General features: G+C 51.7%; 12 protein-coding genes. 3 read left to right on the top strand and 9 right to left on the bottom strand.

Annotated features, from left to right (window positions below):
- Window positions 1-100 precede the first annotated feature (100 nt).
- The 9 genes from bamA to rpsB all read right to left on the bottom strand — a co-directional run bounded on the left by bamA (window position 101) and on the right by rpsB (window position 10,389).
- A complete protein-coding gene (bamA, locus tag OGX86_RS04540; protein ID WP_048227061.1) occupies window positions 101-2,518 on the bottom strand; it encodes an outer membrane protein assembly factor BamA in 2,418 nt (805 codons plus the stop codon).
- 29 nt (window positions 2,519-2,547) lie between these two features.
- Window positions 2,548-3,900: a sigma E protease regulator RseP gene (rseP, locus tag OGX86_RS04535; protein WP_048227062.1), complete on the bottom strand. Its 1,353-nt coding sequence runs from the start codon at window positions 3,898-3,900 to the stop codon at window positions 2,548-2,550.
- A gap of 11 nt (window positions 3,901-3,911) precedes the next feature.
- The gene (gene cdsA, locus OGX86_RS04530) at window positions 3,912-4,769 is read right to left on the bottom strand and encodes a phosphatidate cytidylyltransferase (RefSeq protein WP_003829174.1); all 858 of its coding nucleotides are present in this window, start codon (window positions 4,767-4,769) and stop codon (window positions 3,912-3,914) included.
- A 12-nt stretch (window positions 4,770-4,781) separates the two neighbouring features.
- Window positions 4,782-5,540 carry a (2E,6E)-farnesyl-diphosphate-specific ditrans,polycis-undecaprenyl-diphosphate synthase gene (gene ispU, locus OGX86_RS04525; protein ID WP_008786266.1) on the bottom strand — a complete coding sequence of 253 codons (759 nt, stop codon included), beginning with the start codon at window positions 5,538-5,540 and terminating at the stop codon, window positions 4,782-4,784.
- Window positions 5,541-5,727: 187 nt separating this feature from the next.
- A complete protein-coding gene (gene ispC / locus OGX86_RS04520; RefSeq protein WP_003829176.1) occupies window positions 5,728-6,924 on the bottom strand; it encodes a 1-deoxy-D-xylulose-5-phosphate reductoisomerase in 1,197 nt (398 codons plus the stop codon).
- 183 nt (window positions 6,925-7,107) lie between these two features.
- Window positions 7,108-7,665 (bottom strand): ribosome recycling factor, encoded by a 558-nt coding sequence (frr, locus tag OGX86_RS04515; protein ID WP_003018547.1) that lies wholly within the window; start codon window positions 7,663-7,665, stop codon window positions 7,108-7,110.
- A gap of 139 nt (window positions 7,666-7,804) precedes the next feature.
- Complete coding sequence (gene pyrH / locus OGX86_RS04510) at window positions 7,805-8,530, bottom strand: UMP kinase (RefSeq protein ID WP_003018549.1); 726 nt, start codon at window positions 8,528-8,530, stop codon at window positions 7,805-7,807.
- 145 nt (window positions 8,531-8,675) lie between these two features.
- Window positions 8,676-9,527, bottom strand: coding sequence for a translation elongation factor Ts (gene tsf / locus OGX86_RS04505; RefSeq protein ID WP_003018551.1), 852 nt, complete (start codon window positions 9,525-9,527; stop codon window positions 8,676-8,678).
- A 136-nt stretch (window positions 9,528-9,663) separates the two neighbouring features.
- Window positions 9,664-10,389, bottom strand: coding sequence for a 30S ribosomal protein S2 (gene rpsB / locus OGX86_RS04500; protein WP_003018553.1), 726 nt, complete (start codon window positions 10,387-10,389; stop codon window positions 9,664-9,666).
- 449 nt (window positions 10,390-10,838) lie between these two features.
- On the opposite strand from rpsB, the gene map reads away from it, so the two are divergent.
- The 3 genes from map to dapD all read left to right on the top strand — a co-directional run bounded on the left by map (window position 10,839) and on the right by dapD (window position 15,275).
- Complete coding sequence (gene map, locus OGX86_RS04495) at window positions 10,839-11,633, top strand: type I methionyl aminopeptidase (RefSeq protein ID WP_048214891.1); 795 nt, start codon at window positions 10,839-10,841, stop codon at window positions 11,631-11,633.
- A 113-nt stretch (window positions 11,634-11,746) separates the two neighbouring features.
- The gene (gene glnD, locus OGX86_RS04490) at window positions 11,747-14,419 is read left to right on the top strand and encodes a bifunctional uridylyltransferase/uridylyl-removing protein GlnD (protein WP_128317458.1); all 2,673 of its coding nucleotides are present in this window, start codon (window positions 11,747-11,749) and stop codon (window positions 14,417-14,419) included.
- A gap of 31 nt (window positions 14,420-14,450) precedes the next feature.
- Window positions 14,451-15,275 carry a 2,3,4,5-tetrahydropyridine-2,6-dicarboxylate N-succinyltransferase gene (dapD, locus tag OGX86_RS04485; protein WP_003829186.1) on the top strand — a complete coding sequence of 275 codons (825 nt, stop codon included), beginning with the start codon at window positions 14,451-14,453 and terminating at the stop codon, window positions 15,273-15,275.
- Window positions 15,276-15,368: the final 93 nt, after the last annotated feature.

Genomic DNA, 15,368 nt, shown 5'->3' with positions numbered 1-15,368 from the left:
TTGCACCCGAAGGTGCAGTTCTTTGCGTGGCCAGGCGATCCCATGCAAGATCGCCTAAAGTCATCGCTACACTACCACTACATTCCTTTGCGAAGAACAGTTACCAGGTTTTACCAATGTTAAACTGGAACTGTTCCGCTTTGTCTCCATCGTACTTCTTGAACGGCTGGGCGTAGGAGAAAACCAACGGCCCCAATGGGGACATCCATTGTAACGCGATACCTGCAGACATACGGATATTGCTCGGATCACCGTAATCTGGAACCCCAATAGCGCGAGTTTGATCGCTATCCTGCCAGTTAGTATCCCAAACGGTACCCATATCCCAGAAGAAGGAGGTACGGACCGAGTTAGCATACTTATCGCTGATAAACGGCGTCGGGGTAATAAATTCCAGGCTGGCTACGGCCATGGCGTTACCACCGACCGCATCGTCTGATTTACAGTACGAACCGTCTTTATTGGTACACTCTTCATAGCTGTCAGGATCCCCTGCGTAAGCCCCAGGTTTATAGACCGCTTTCGGACCGATGGTATTAGACTGGAAGCCACGCACGGTGCTGGAGCCACCCGCATAGAAGTTCTCGTAGAACGGCAACTCTTTGCTGCCTATACCGTCTCCATAACCTACCTTGGTACGACCCAGGACGACCCATTTATGGTCATCATCGATCGGTACATAGGTCGCGGTATCCAACGTTGCTTTATAGTATTCGTTGTCAGAACCCGGAATGGTGACTTTGCCGTTCAGGTTGACGCGCGTACCTTCCGTTGGGAAGTAGCCACGGTCAAGCTTGTTATATGTCCAACCATAGTTAAAGGTGAAGTCATCCGCAGCAAAGCTGTTGGTATTGGTCTCACCCATTGACTCAAGATAACGATCCATCGCAACCTGCGGCTGCATATTGGACAGTTTGTTGTGTACATAACCCAGGCCCGCACGCAACGTGTTGTATTCGTTGACCGGGAAGCCCAGCGTCACGTCTGTACCATAACTTTTGTTGGTATAGTCGGACAGGTCTGCATCATCCGCTTCAAAGTCGTTATAGAAGACGCGGCCACCAAGGCTCACACCATCAACGGTGAAGTACGGGTTAGTGACAGACAACTCAGTATAGGTCTGGTAGTCGTTTTTGGTGCCGTTAATCCCGACAGAATAACCGGTACCTAACCAGTTATCTTGCTGAACGCCAGCCTGGAAGCTCACGCCGCTCTCGGTACCGTAACCGACGCCGAAGTTAAAGCTACCGGTATTACGCTCTTTGACCTTGTAGACAACATCAACCTGATCTGGACGGCCTGGAACACGCTGAGTATCAGTATCAACGGTTTCAAAGTAACCCAGACGGTTCAGACGCTCTTTACCCTGGTCGACCAAATCGCTGCCCAACCATGCGCCTTCCATCTGACGCATTTCACGACGCAGAACGGAGTCTTTAGAAGTGTCATTACCTTCAAAACGGATCTTACGCACATAGAAACGGTTACCCGCATCCACGTTTACACGCAATTTAACGGTTTTGTCAGCGTCGTTGATTTCAGGCTGCGACTGTACGCGCGGATAGGCATAGCCATAGCGACCCAGAAGCTTCTTGATGTCATCTTCCATTTTGGTCACTTTGGTGCCGTTATAGAGTTCACCTGGCTCGATCTTCGTCAGGGTCTCAATTTCGGCGGAGTGCCCGGCCAGGTTACCGCTCACCTGAACCCCAGAAAGCTTGTACTGCTCGCCTTCAGTGATGTTAACGGTGATGTAGATGCCTTTTTTATCCGGCGTCAGGCTGACCTGAGTGGAATCAATATTGAAGCGAGCATAACCGCGATCCAGATAGTAGCTACGCAGGGTTTCAAGGTCGCCCGCCAGCTTCTGTTTCTGGTATTTACGATCGCCCACCACGTTCCACCACGGCACTTCGTCACGCAACTGGAAGTGAGAGATAAGTTCGTCAGTCGAGAAGGCATGGTTGCCGACGATATTGATCTGTTGGATCTTCGCCGAAACACCTTCCTGGAAGACCAGCTTGAGGTCAACGCGGTTACGCGGCAACGGCGTCACCACCGCTTTCACACTGGCGCTGTACTTACCGACGCTATAGTAGAAATCTTCCAGGCCCTTTTCGATATCGGCAAGCGTTGTGCGATCCAGAGACTCGCCAACACGCACGCCAGACGCCTCGAGGTTTTGCTTCAGCATGTCATCTTTCACCGATTTGTTACCGGAGAAAGTGATGCTGGCAATCGTCGGGCGTTCTTTTACCTGAACCAGAAGGGTATCACCATCGCGCAGGACGCGGACATCCTCAAAGTTTCCGGTGGCGAACAGAGCACGAATGGTATTACTGATGTCTTCATCATTAACCGTGTCGCCTGTGCGCACCGGCATACTGAGGAGAGCCGCACCAACGGCGACTCGCTGTAGGCCTTCGAAATGAATGTCCTTCACTACGAACCCTTCAGCACCGTATACGGTGGCGCTGCTAAACAGCAGCGACGCTATGAGCAACTTTTTCATCGCCATCGTTATTATGCGTTCTTCCTAACACTCTCTTACAACCGAGAGAAATCATTGAAAAGTGCAAGCCCCATTAACAACACCAGCAAGATAGAGCCAATGCGATAACTAAAGTCTTGAACCCGCTCGGATACCGGACCGCCCTTCAGCTTTTCAATCGCCAGGAACAGCAGATGCCCCCCGTCAAGAACGGGCAACGGAAACAGGTTGATTATCCCTAAGTTCACGCTGATAAGCGCAAGGAACATCAGGTAATAAATAATCCCGAACTCCGCTGACATCCCAGCCCCCTGGGCGATAGAAATCGGCCCACTGAGGTTGTTCAGTTTTACATCACCGGTAATCAATTTTCCCAGCATACTGACCGTCAGCTTCATCAACTGCCACGTTTTATCCGAGGCTTCGAGGATGGCGCTGAATGGTCCATACTGGCGTACAGTCTTATACTCATCAGGCAGAGGAATAACTTTAGGCACCACGCCCGCAAACCCTTCTGCCTTACCGTTAACCTGTTTTGAATCTGGGGTTAACGTTAAAGACAAGGAACTTCCTTGTCTTTCAATATCTAGCGCTAACGGCGTATCCGGATTATCGCGCACCAGCGTCACGAACGTCATCCATTGCGTCAGCGACTGACCATTGACTTTAACGATCCTGTCGCCAGCTTGCAAACCTGCCTTACTTGCAGCGGAATTAACCTGCACTTCTGACAGTACCGGTTCAATCTGCGGACCACGCGGACGCATGCCCAAACTAGAGACAGGATCCTCTTTGTCTGGCTCAAATGTCCAATGGCGTAAATCCAGCGTTTTGTCCTGTCGCTGGTTACTGCCAAATTGCGCCACGCTGAGGGTCGTATGCTCATCGCCAATTTTGGATACCAGTTGCAATCGCACGGCATCCCAATCAGGGGTTTCGATGCCATCAACCGCTTTTAGTTCCGTACCCGGCTGAATTTGCGCCTGTGCAGCAATCGAGTTGGGTGTTATTTCACCAATAACCGGACGAACGCCAGGGACACCAATGATAAACACCAGCCAATAAGCAAAAATAGCAAAAAGGAAGTTTGCAATCGGACCTGCGGCGATAATAGCAGCACGTTGTCCAACCGTTTTATTGTTGAAGGCGTAATGGCGCAATTCCGGTGCGACCGGTTCAGCGCGCTCATCCAGCATTTTGACGTAACCGCCGAGGGGAATCATGGCGATGACGTATTCCGTACCTGATTTATCGGTACGCCGCCAAAGCGCTTTTCCAAAGCCAATGGAAAAGCGTTCGACGCGGACTCCGCAGCGCCGCGCAACCCAGAAATGACCAAATTCATGCACGGTGATAAGCACACCAAGTGCGATGATGAATGCAGCCAAATTCCAGAGAATACTCAGCATAAGACCATCCGTTAGAGCGTCCTGAACACCAGTAACAACAGGCAGGCAAAGACCGGTACCGCAGCCGTCAGGCTATCAATACGATCCAGAATACCGCCGTGTCCTGGAATTAAGTGACCACTGTCCTTAATACCTGCTTCACGCTTAAACATACTCTCGGTCAGGTCACCCAGCACGGAGGCCAGGGCTGCAACGATGGAGCAAATGAGCAAGGTGACAGGCGCAACTTCAAGATTCGCCCACATGCCATAACCCCATGAGATCACGGCCGCAGTGGCGAGTCCGCCAATAAAACCCTGCCAGGTTTTACCAGGAGAAACCTTCGGTGCCAGCTTATGTTTGCCAAACAGCTTACCAAACATATACGCACCAGAGTCCGCTCCCCAAACGAGGATCATGACATACAGCAGCCATAGCGCGCCACTATAATGATTCTCATCATAGTGCCATGCACGTAGCGCCAGCATTCCCCAAAAGAACGGGACAATGGTTAACACGCCGAAAATTATGCGTAATGTTTTGGAATTACGCCAGACCGACGCAGAACCTGGGTAAAACAATACCAGTAACAGCGCTACGACCCACCAGCCCAGCGACGCCCACAGCGATACTTCAACCAGCGGTTGATGGATATCGCGATGGTATTCTGGCAGCAAAAATAGCATCAGTGCCAGCAATAGCCCGCACAAAACCGCCAGCCAGACTCGCTGCGTACGCGTGGTAAAACCGCTTAACTGTCCCCACTCCCAGGCGGCCAACATACAGACGACCAACGTAACAATGGCGAACCCCACCGGCGGCAGCAAAAACAGCGCCGCGATGACAACGGGTATTAAAACAAAAGCAGAAATCAGGCGATACTTCAGCAAAAGCGACCCCCATCAGGCTTTTTCATCACCGGGTTCGGTGCCGCCGAAACGACGCTCACGATTAGCAAAGGCATGCAGCGCACCTTCAAAGTCTTGTTCATCGAAATCGGGCCAGAGAACATCGGTAAAGTAAAGTTCGGCGTAGGCAATTTGCCACAACAGAAAATTACTAATTCGGTGCTCTCCCCCAGTCCTTATCACTAAATCCACAGGAGCCAGCTCATGCATACAAATTTGCTGCCCAAGCATCTCTTCATCGATTTGCTCAGGATGCAGCACACCGTCCTGCACCTGTTGTGCCAGTTGCCTGACTCCCTGGACAATATCCCACCGTCCACCGTAATTCGCTGCAATATTCAGCGTCAACCCGGTATTCTGGGCGGTAATCGCTTCTGATTTGCGAATCCGTTCTTGCAAACGTGAGTTAAATCGACTGATATCCCCGATAATACGCAGGCGTACGTTATGGCGATGGAGGTTTTTCACTTCGCTATCAAGTGCCCACACAAACAGTTCCATTAACGCGCTCACTTCCTGCGCAGGTCGGTTCCAGTTCTCACTGCTAAAGGCATACAGCGTTAACGCATCAATACCGTTATTTGCAGCAAAAGAGACAGCCCGGCGGACGGATTTTGCTCCAGCCTTATGCCCAAAGGCGCGAATCTTCCCTTGCTTTTTCGCCCAGCGGCCATTGCCATCCATGATAATTGCGACATGGCGACAACCATGTGCTGGCAAATTTTCGCTTAATGGTTTAGTTGCAGACAACATAACGCGTTATTAGTCCCTGAAAGGATTTACGGTACTCAGGAATACTGAAGCCTATCCACAAAAAAGCCGTGTCAAACCACGGCTTACCCGACCGAAAAAAAGCAAATACCCGCGATCGGGTGGCGCAGACTATATCACTGAAGCCCAACGCTAACAAATAGCACGATTCTCCGTAGAGGGATTATCATCAGCTTGAGAGTCGCATCACTTCTTTTCTGGCGACTTCCCGCGCGATGGCATCGACCTTCAACACGTCGTCAACACTCTGTGGTTCCTGCAAATCCATCTTATCCAGTACAGATAAATTGAGATCGGCAATATCGGTAAATCGGATCTGCTGCGCCAGGAATGCGGCAACGGTAATTTCATTCGCGGCATTGAGTGCGGTCGTCGCCGCCTGACCTTGCTCAAACGCGTCCATCGCCAGTTTCAGGCACGGATAACGCTGGTAATCAGGTGCGGAAAACGTCAACGCACTGAGTTTGCAAAAGTCGACAGGCTTAACACCGGACGTCACACGTTCTGGCCATGCCATCGTATGGGCAATAGGTGTACGCATATCAGGTTCACCCAACTGCGCCAGAACACTACCATCCTGATAACGGACCATCGAATGAATAACCGACTGCGGGTGAATCAGCACTTCCATCTGGCTTGCACTGGCATTAAATAACCAACGCGCTTCAATGTATTCCAGACCTTTGTTCATCATGGTGGCGGAATCGACAGAGATTTTTCGTCCCATCGACCAATTCGGATGACGGCATGCCTGATCGGGGGTCATAGAGACCAGATCGCGCAATGGCGTTTCACGGAATGGGCCACCAGACCCGGTAAGCAGAACTGACATGACGCCGTTTTGCTCAAGGTCAGCGTATCCCAGATTGTGTTGGATAGGTTGCGGTAAACTCTGAAAAATCGCGTTATGCTCGCTATCTACCGGCAAAAGCTGCGCTTTGTGGCGTTTCACGTCGTCCATAAACAGACGACCGCAGGTCACCAGCGATTCTTTATTCGCCAGCAAAATGCTTTTGCTCGCACGAATTGCCGCCAGCGTCGGCAGCAAACCCGCTGCGCCGACAATCGCCGCCATGACCTGATCAACATCATCCAGCGCAGCCATATCACAGGCAGCCTGCTGCCCGCTCATCACCTCGGTACGGCTACCCTGTGCCAAAAGAGCAGCTTTTACCTGTGCCGCGCTTTTTTCATCATCCATTACCGCATAGCGAGGCGCAAACTCCAGGCATTGCTCTACCATACGGGCAACATTTTTACCCGCCACCAACGCAGCAACACGAAATTTTTCCGGGTTATGGCGTACTACATCCAGCGTACTGCAACCAATGGAACCGGTTGATCCCAGGATGGTTAATTGCTTCATCGGACATCCAGAAGAATTTTACTCGTCATACTTCAAGTTGCATGTACGTTGGCTTTACTCGGCCTTTGGCGTCACCGCCTTCCTGCAACTTGAATTATTTAGAGTATGTAGACAGAAAAAAGCAAAACGCCGCCATCCAGCCTTCTCAGGCCTTCTAAGCGGCGTTTTTAGCGTACAGGCGAATCAGAACTGCATCAGTTCTGCTTCTTTCTCTGCCAGCGCCGCATCAACTTTTTTGATTGCTGCGTCAGTCAGTTTCTGTACGTCATCCTGAGAACGGCGATCGTCATCTTCGCTGATCTCTTTTTCTTTCAACAACGCTTTCACTTTGTCGTTTGCATCGCGGCGTACGTTACGTACCGCAACACGCGCGCCTTCAGCTTCACCACGTACGATCTTGGTCAGATCTTTACGACGTTCTTCGGTCAGCGGCGGCAGCGGAACGCGGATGTCAGAGCCCGCAGAGCTTGGATTCAGACCGAGGTCGGAAGCCATGATTGCTTTCTCAACGGCTGGACCCATAGAACGGTCAAATACGTTGATTTTCAGGGTACGGGAATCTTCAACCGTTACGCTTGCCAGCTGGCGCAGCGGAGTCGGCGTGCCGTAATATTCCACGACAATACCATCCAGCAGGCTAGGAGAAGCACGACCCGTGCGAATTTTGCTGATTTGGTTTTTGAACGCTTCGACGCATTTGTCCATGCGTACTTCAGCATCTTTTCTGATATCGTTGATCACGTTACGAATCCTTGAAAGCTTGTTTCAGTCAGACCATACCCGCCACGCAAGATGTGACAAGTATAGTCTTGATTAATTTTGAGGGACGTATCCCGCGACATTAAAGCGGAATATTACCTGCATTTAGCCGCAACGGGAATTATTCCGTGATTAACGTGCCTTCTTTTTCACCCATAACAACACGGCGCAGTGCACCTGGTTTGTTCATGTTAAAGACACGAATCGGTAATTTGTGGTCACGAGCCAGCGTGAACGCGGCAAGATCCATTACTTTCAGCTCTTTATCCAGCACTTCAGTGTAGGTCAACTGTTCGTACATAGTCGCCGTTGGATCTTTAGCCGGGTCGGCAGTAAATACGCCATCGACTTTGGTGGCTTTCAGAACCACATCCGCTTCAATTTCAATACCGCGCAGGCAGGCTGCAGAATCGGTGGTGAAGAACGGATTGCCGGTACCCGCAGACAAAATAACAACGCGGTTGTTACGCAGCAGGCTGATAGCTTCGGCCCAGCTGTAGTTATCACACACGCCGTTCAGAGGAATTGCGGACATCAAGCGAGCGTTCACATAGGCGCGGTGAAGCGCATCGCGCATCGCCAGACCGTTCATTACGGTGGCTAACATGCCCATGTGGTCGCCCACAACGCGGTTCATCCCCGCTTTCGCCAGACCAGCGCCACGGAACAGGTTACCACCACCAATCACTACGCCAACCTGAATACCCAGCTCAACCAGCTCTTTGATTTCCTGAGCCATGCGGTCGAGGATGCTTGCATCAATACCGAAGCCTTCTGAACCTTGCAGAGCTTCGCCACTTAACTTAAGCAGAATACGTTTGTAGACGGGTTTTGCATTGGTAGCCATGTTTCTTTCCTGAGACTGTCAACGAATGAGATGAGTTAATTCCGGCGACATTGTATGTCGCTTTTCAGCATGACCACTATAGCGGTTCGCTGAATTTACAAGCCAGACACAAAAAGAAGCCGCCCTCAGGCGGCTCCTTTAAAAATTAAGACTGCTTGGACATCGCAGCAACTTCTGCTGCAAAGTCAGTCTCAACTTTCTCGATGCCTTCACCCACTTCAAAGCGGATGAAACCAGTTACGTCAGCGTTATGCTCTTTCAGCAGCTGACCAACAGATTTGCTCGGTTCCATGACGAAAGGCTGACCGGTCAGAGAAACTTCGCCGGTGAATTTCTTCATGCGGCCTTCAACCATTTTCTCTGCGATTTCTTTCGGCTTACCAGACTGCATAGCGATGTCCAGCTGAACCTGGTATTCTTTTTCTACCACTTCAGCGGAAACGTCTTCCGGCTTAACGAATTCTGGTTTGCTTGCAGCAACGTGCATTGCCAGCTGTTTAACCAGTTCTTCGTCAGCGCCAGTTGCAGCAACCAGAACACCGATACGAGCACCGTGCTGGTAGTTACCCAGAACTTCGCCTTCCAGGGAAGCAACGCGACGGATGTTGATGTTCTCACCGATTTTAGCAACCAGAGCAACACGTTCTTCTTCGAACTGTGCTTTCAGAACTTCAACATCAGTGATTTTGCCAGCAACGGCAGCGTCCAGTACTTTGTCAGCAAATGCCTGGAAACCAGCATCTTTAGCAACGAAGTCAGTCTGGCAGTTAACTTCCAGAATGAAAGCGATGTTGCCGTCGATTTTGGTTTTGATTACGCCGTCAGCAGCAACGTTGCCTGCTTTTTTCGCCGCTTTGATTGCACCGGACTTACGCATGTTTTCGATTGCCAGCTCGATGTCGCCATTAGCTTCAGTCAGTGCTTTTTTGCAATCCATCATGCCTGCGCCAGTACGCTCACGCAGCTCTTTTACCAGGGATGCGGTAATTTCAGCCATTCTAAAATCCTCGGAAGATTTGATCTGCCCGGCATGAAACCGCACAGATTTAAAAGTGAAAAAGGGGGCCATATACAGGCCCCCTAACCAAACGTGATACTACCTGGTCTATAAGGGCTCTAACGAGCGTGCCTTATTATTCAGCTTCTACGAAGCTTTCTTCCGCCTGGGAAGCCAGATCCTGAGAACGGCCTTCACGAACGGTAGTAGCTACAGCGCCCAGGTACAGGGTCACAGCACGGATTGCGTCGTCGTTACCCGGGATAACGAAGTCAACACCGTCCGGATCAGAGTTGGTATCAACGATAGCAAATACTGGGATACCCAGGTTGTTTGCTTCTTTGATAGCAATGTGCTCGTGGTCAGCATCGATTACGAACAGAGCGTCCGGCAGACCGCCCATGTCTTTGATACCGCCCAGGCTGTTTTCCAGTTTCTCAAGCTCACGAGTACGCATCAGCGCTTCTTTCTTGGTCAGCTTTTCGAAAGTACCGTCCTGAGACTGAGTTTCCAGATCTTTCAGACGTTTGATGGACTGACGAACGGTTTTCCAGTTAGTCAGCATACCGCCCAGCCAGCGATGGTTCACGAAGAACTGGTCGCAGCTGTTAGCAGCTTCTTTCACCGCTTCGCTTGCAGCGCGTTTAGTACCAACGAAAAGGATTTTACCTTTACGAGCAGAGATCTTGTTCAGTTCAGCCAGAGCTTCGTTGAACATCGGTACAGTTTTCTCAAGGTTGATGATGTGAACTTTGTTACGCGCACCGAAGATGAACGGCTTCATTTTCGGGTTCCAGTAACGGGTCTGGTGACCGAAGTGAACACCAGCCTTGAGCATGTCGCGCATGGAAACAGTTGCCATGATTAAAACCTCTATATATAAAAGTTGGGGTTAAGCCTCCACGCATCCCATATTACCGACCCCAAAGGGCACCCCGGAATATGTGCCGATACGTGTGTGTTGTTACACAAAGTGAGATTTGTCGCTCCCGTCCATCGTGTGTAGTCTTCGAATGGATCGGAAGTCCGGCGCGCTTTATACCACAAATACGCCACCGACACCAATAATTGTTGGCGGTCTGTGCTGAATGAACGATGAATTTCGTGTTACAGGAAGGCGGCAAATTTTTGAATCCCCGGGAGCTTACAACCAGTAAGTGACTGGGGTGAAAAAATGTAGCCAACGCATCTGTGGCACGAAAGGCGAAGTTCAGAATGATTCTCAATTTGGCAGCATGTATGCGGGACTGATACCATTGACAGCACTTACACAATTATTGTCGAAATAATCGACACTGATGGACAGAATTCATGGCTATCTCAATCAAGACCCCTGAAGAAATCGAAAAAATGCGCGTCGCTGGCCGCCTGGCCGCTGATGTACTGGAAATGATCGAACCGTTTGTTAAACCGGGCGTCAGCACCGGCGAGCTGGATCGCCTCTGTAATGACTACATCGTGAATGAGCAGCAGGCCATTTCCGCCTGCCTGGGCTATCACGGCTATCCGAAATCCGTATGTATCTCTATTAATGAAGTGGTGTGTCACGGGATCCCGGACGACGCGAAGCACCTGAAAGATGGTGATATCGTTAACATCGACGTGACCGTGATTAAAGACGAATTCCACGGCGATACCTCTAAAATGTTTATCGTCGGCAAGCCCACCATTCTTGGCGAACGTCTGTGCCGTGTAACGCAGGAAAGCCTGTATCTGGCGCTGCGGATGGTAAAACCGGGCATTCGCCTGCGCACGCTGGGCGCTGCGATTCAGAAATACGCGGAAGGCGAAGGTTTCTCTGTTGTTCGTGAATACTGCGGTCACGGTATCGGTCGCGGCTTCCATGAAGAGCCACAGGTTCTGCACTACGATGCAGACGACGGTGGTGTGGTACTGCAGCCTGGCATGACGTTCACCATAGAACCGATGCTGAATGCCGGTGATTACCGCATCCGCACCATGAAAGACGGCTGGACGGTGAAAACCAAAGACCGGAGCTTGTCTGCACAGTACGAGCATACTATTGTAGTAACGGAAAACGGCTGTGAAATTCTGACGTTACGCAAGGATGACACCATCCCGGCGATCATCACACACGGCGAATAATGTTTTGCCTGATGGCGATGCATTCGCATCTTATCAGGCCTACAAATTGTACTACTTAGTAGGCCGGATAAGGCGTTCACGCCATCATCCGGCTTTTTAATGGGTGGCGCATAATGAATACTCTTCCTGAACAGCACGCAAATACTGCCCTCCCCACCCTGCCTGGCCAACCGCAAAACCCAGGGACATGGCCACAGCAAGATCTCAACTGCTCCGGCATTAAAGCGCATATCGACACCTTCCAGAACTGGTTAGGCGAAGCGTTTGACAGTGGAATTTCCGCAGAACAGCTCATTGAGGCCCGCACCGAATTTATTGACCAGTTGCTACAACGCCTGTGGATTGAAGCCGGTTTTGGCCAAATTGCCGACCTGGCGCTGGTTGCCGTTGGGGGTTACGGGCGCGGCGAACTGCACCCGCTTTCCGATATCGACCTGTTGATTCTCAGCCGTAAAAAGCTACCTGACGCGCAGGCCGAAAAAGTCGGTGAGCTGTTAACGCTGCTATGGGACGTGAGGCTGGAGGTTGGGCATAGCGTGCGTACGCTGGAAGAGTGTCTGCTGGAAGGATTGTCAGATTTAACCGTCGCCACCAACCTGATTGAAACTCGCCTGCTGATCGGCGATGTGGCGCTGTTTCTGGAGCTGCAAAAGCATATTTTTAGCGAAGGTTTCTGGCCTTCCGACAAGTTTTACGCCGCCAAAGTGGAAGAGCAGAATCAGCGCCACCAGCGCTATCACGGCACTAGCTACAACCTGGAGCCGGATATCAAAAGCAGTCCCGGCGGCCTGCGCGATATCCATACCCTGCAATGGGTGGCCCGCCGCCATTTTGGCGCCACCTCACTGGACGAAATGGTCGGCTTCGGCTTTTTGACACTGGCTGAACGCGCCGAGCTGAATGAATGTTTGCATATCCTGTGGCGGATTCGCTTCGCCCTGCATCTGGTCGTTAGTCGTTACGACAACCGCCTGCTGTTTGACCGCCAGCTCAGCGTGGCGCAAAGGCTAAACTACGGCGGCGAAGGCAACGAGCCTATCGAGCGGATGATGAAAGACTATTTCCGCGTCACCCGACGGGTCAGCGAACTGAATCACATGCTGTTGCAACTGTTCGACGAGGCGATCCTCGCCATGCCCGCCGATGAAAAACCGCGCCCGATTGATGACGACTTTCAACTGCGCGGCACGTTGATCGATCTGCGCAACGACGATCTGTTTATCCGTAAACCCGAAGCGATACTGCGGATGTTTTACATCATGGTGCGTAACAGCGCGATCAGCGGAATTTACTCCACCACGCTGCGCCATCTGCGTCATGCCCGCCGTCATTTAACCCAACCGCTGTGCTACATCCCGGAAGCGCGATCGCTGTTTCTCAGTATGTTGCGTCATCCGGGTGCGGTGAGCCGCGGTCTGCTGCCAATGCATCGCCACAGCGTGTTGTGGGCTTATATGCCGCAATGGTCGCATATAGTCGGCCAAATGCAGTTTGACCTGTTTCATGCCTATACGGTGGATGAACACACCATCCGCGTAATGCTCAAGCTGGAAAGTTTTGCCAACGAAGAGACCCGTCAGCGCCATCCGCTATGCGTGGATCTATGGCCGCGTCTGCGACAGCCGGAGTTGATTCTGATTGCCGCGCTGTTCCACGATATCGCCAAAGGTCGCGGCGGCGATCACTCGGTGCTCGGCGCTCAGGACGTGCTCAAGTTCGCCGAACTGCACGGCCTGAATTCCCGCGAAACGCAGTTGATCGTGTGGCTGGTGCGCCAGCATTTGCTGATGTCGGTGACCGCTCAGCGCCGCGATATTCAGGATCCCGAAGTAATTAAGCAATTCGCCGAAGAGGTACAAACGGAACACCGTCTGCGCTTTTTGGTGTGTCTGACCGTCGCGGATATTTGTGCCACCAACGAAACGCTGTGGAATAGCTGGAAGCAAAGCCTGCTACGCGAGCTGTACTTCGCGACGGAAAAACAACTCCGTCGTGGCATGCAAAATACGCCGGATATGCGCGAGCGCGTACGCCACCATCAGCTTCAGGCGCTGGCGCTACTGCGAATGGACAGCATTGATGAAGAAGCGTTGCACCACATCTGGTCACGCTGTCGCGCCAACTACTTCGTGCGTCACAGCCCAAATCAACTGGCCTGGCATGCGCGTCATCTCTTACAACATGACCTCAAAGAACCGCTCATTCTGCTTAGCCCGCAGGCAACGCGTGGAGGAACGGAAATCTTTATCTGGAGTCCGGATCGCCCGTATCTGTTTGCCGCCGTTTGCGCCGAACTGGACAGGCGTAATCTTAGCGTCCACGATGCGCAGATTTTCACTACCCGCGATGGGATGGCGATGGATACGTTCATCGTGCTGGAACCGGACGGCAGCCCGCTGTCTTCAGACCGACATGAAGCGATCCGTTTTGGACTGGAACAGGCCATCACGCAGCGCAGTTGGCAGCCACCGCAACCGCGTCGCCAGCCGGCAAAATTACGCCACTTTACCGTCGATACTGAGGTCACCTTTTTGCCGACCCATACCGACCGAAAATCATTCCTGGAGCTTATCGCTCTCGACCAGCCCGGCCTGCTGGCGCGGGTCGGGCAGATTTTTGCCGATCTGGGAATTTCGCTGCATGGCGCCCGAATTACAACCATTGGCGAGCGAGTAGAAGATTTATTCATAATCGCCACCGCCGACCGGCGCGCCCTTAATAATGAGCTGCAGCAGGAAGTGCATCAACGGTTGACAGAGGCCCTCAATCCAAACGATAAAGGGTGATGTTTTTATTTATTATGGAAAGAGTTTAACAATGCAGCAGTTACAGAACGTTATTGAGTCCGCTTTCGAGCGCCGTGCCGACATTACTCCGGCAAATGTAGATACCGTAACCCGCGAAGCGGTGAATCAGGTTATTTCTTTACTGGATTCCGGTGCACTGCGCGTCGCAGAGAAGATTGAGGGTCAGTGGGTCACGCATCAGTGGCTGAAAAAGGCGGTCCTGCTCTCTTTCCGTATTAACGATAATCAGGTCATCGAAGGTGCGGAAAGCCGTTACTTCGATAAAGTACCGATGAAATTCGCCAACTACGACGAAGCGCGCTTCCAGAAGGAAGGTTTCCGCGTGGTTCCGCCTGCGGCCGTGCGTCAGGGTGCGTTTATCGCCCGTAACACCGTGCTGATGCCATCTTACGTAAACATCGGCGCTTATGTTGATGAAGGTACGATGGTTGATACCTGGGCAACAGTCGGTTCCTGTGCGCAAATCGGTAAAAACGTACACCTGTCCGGCGGCGTTGGCATCGGCGGCGTACTGGAGCCGTTGCAGGCTAACCCGACCATCATCGAAGACAACTGCTTCATCGGCGCACGCTCTGAAGTGGTTGAAGGCGTGATCGTCGAAGAAGGTTCTGTTATCTCCATGGGCGTGTACATCGGTCAGAGCACCCGTATTTACGATCGCGAAACTGGCGAAGTGCATTATGGTCGCGTTCCGGCTGGCTCCGTGGTCGTCTCCGGCAATCTGCCGTCGAAAGATGGCAAATACAGCCTGTACTGCGCGGTGATTGTGAAGAAAGTCGATGCCAAAACGCGTGGCAAAGTGGGAATCAACGAACTGTTGCGCACTATCGACTAACAGCGATTTGAAAAAGCGGGCTTAGCCCGCTTTTTTTACATCTGCGAGTGGCATAAACAAGGCTTTTCGTTAATTATTCAATGGTTATAGTGA

Source organism: Citrobacter sp. Cpo040, from assembly GCF_030332915.1.
GTDB lineage: Bacteria > Pseudomonadota > Gammaproteobacteria > Enterobacterales > Enterobacteriaceae > Citrobacter > Citrobacter portucalensis.
Note: the sequence above shows the minus strand (reverse complement) of the source record. Positions and strands in the feature narration are given on the sequence as shown.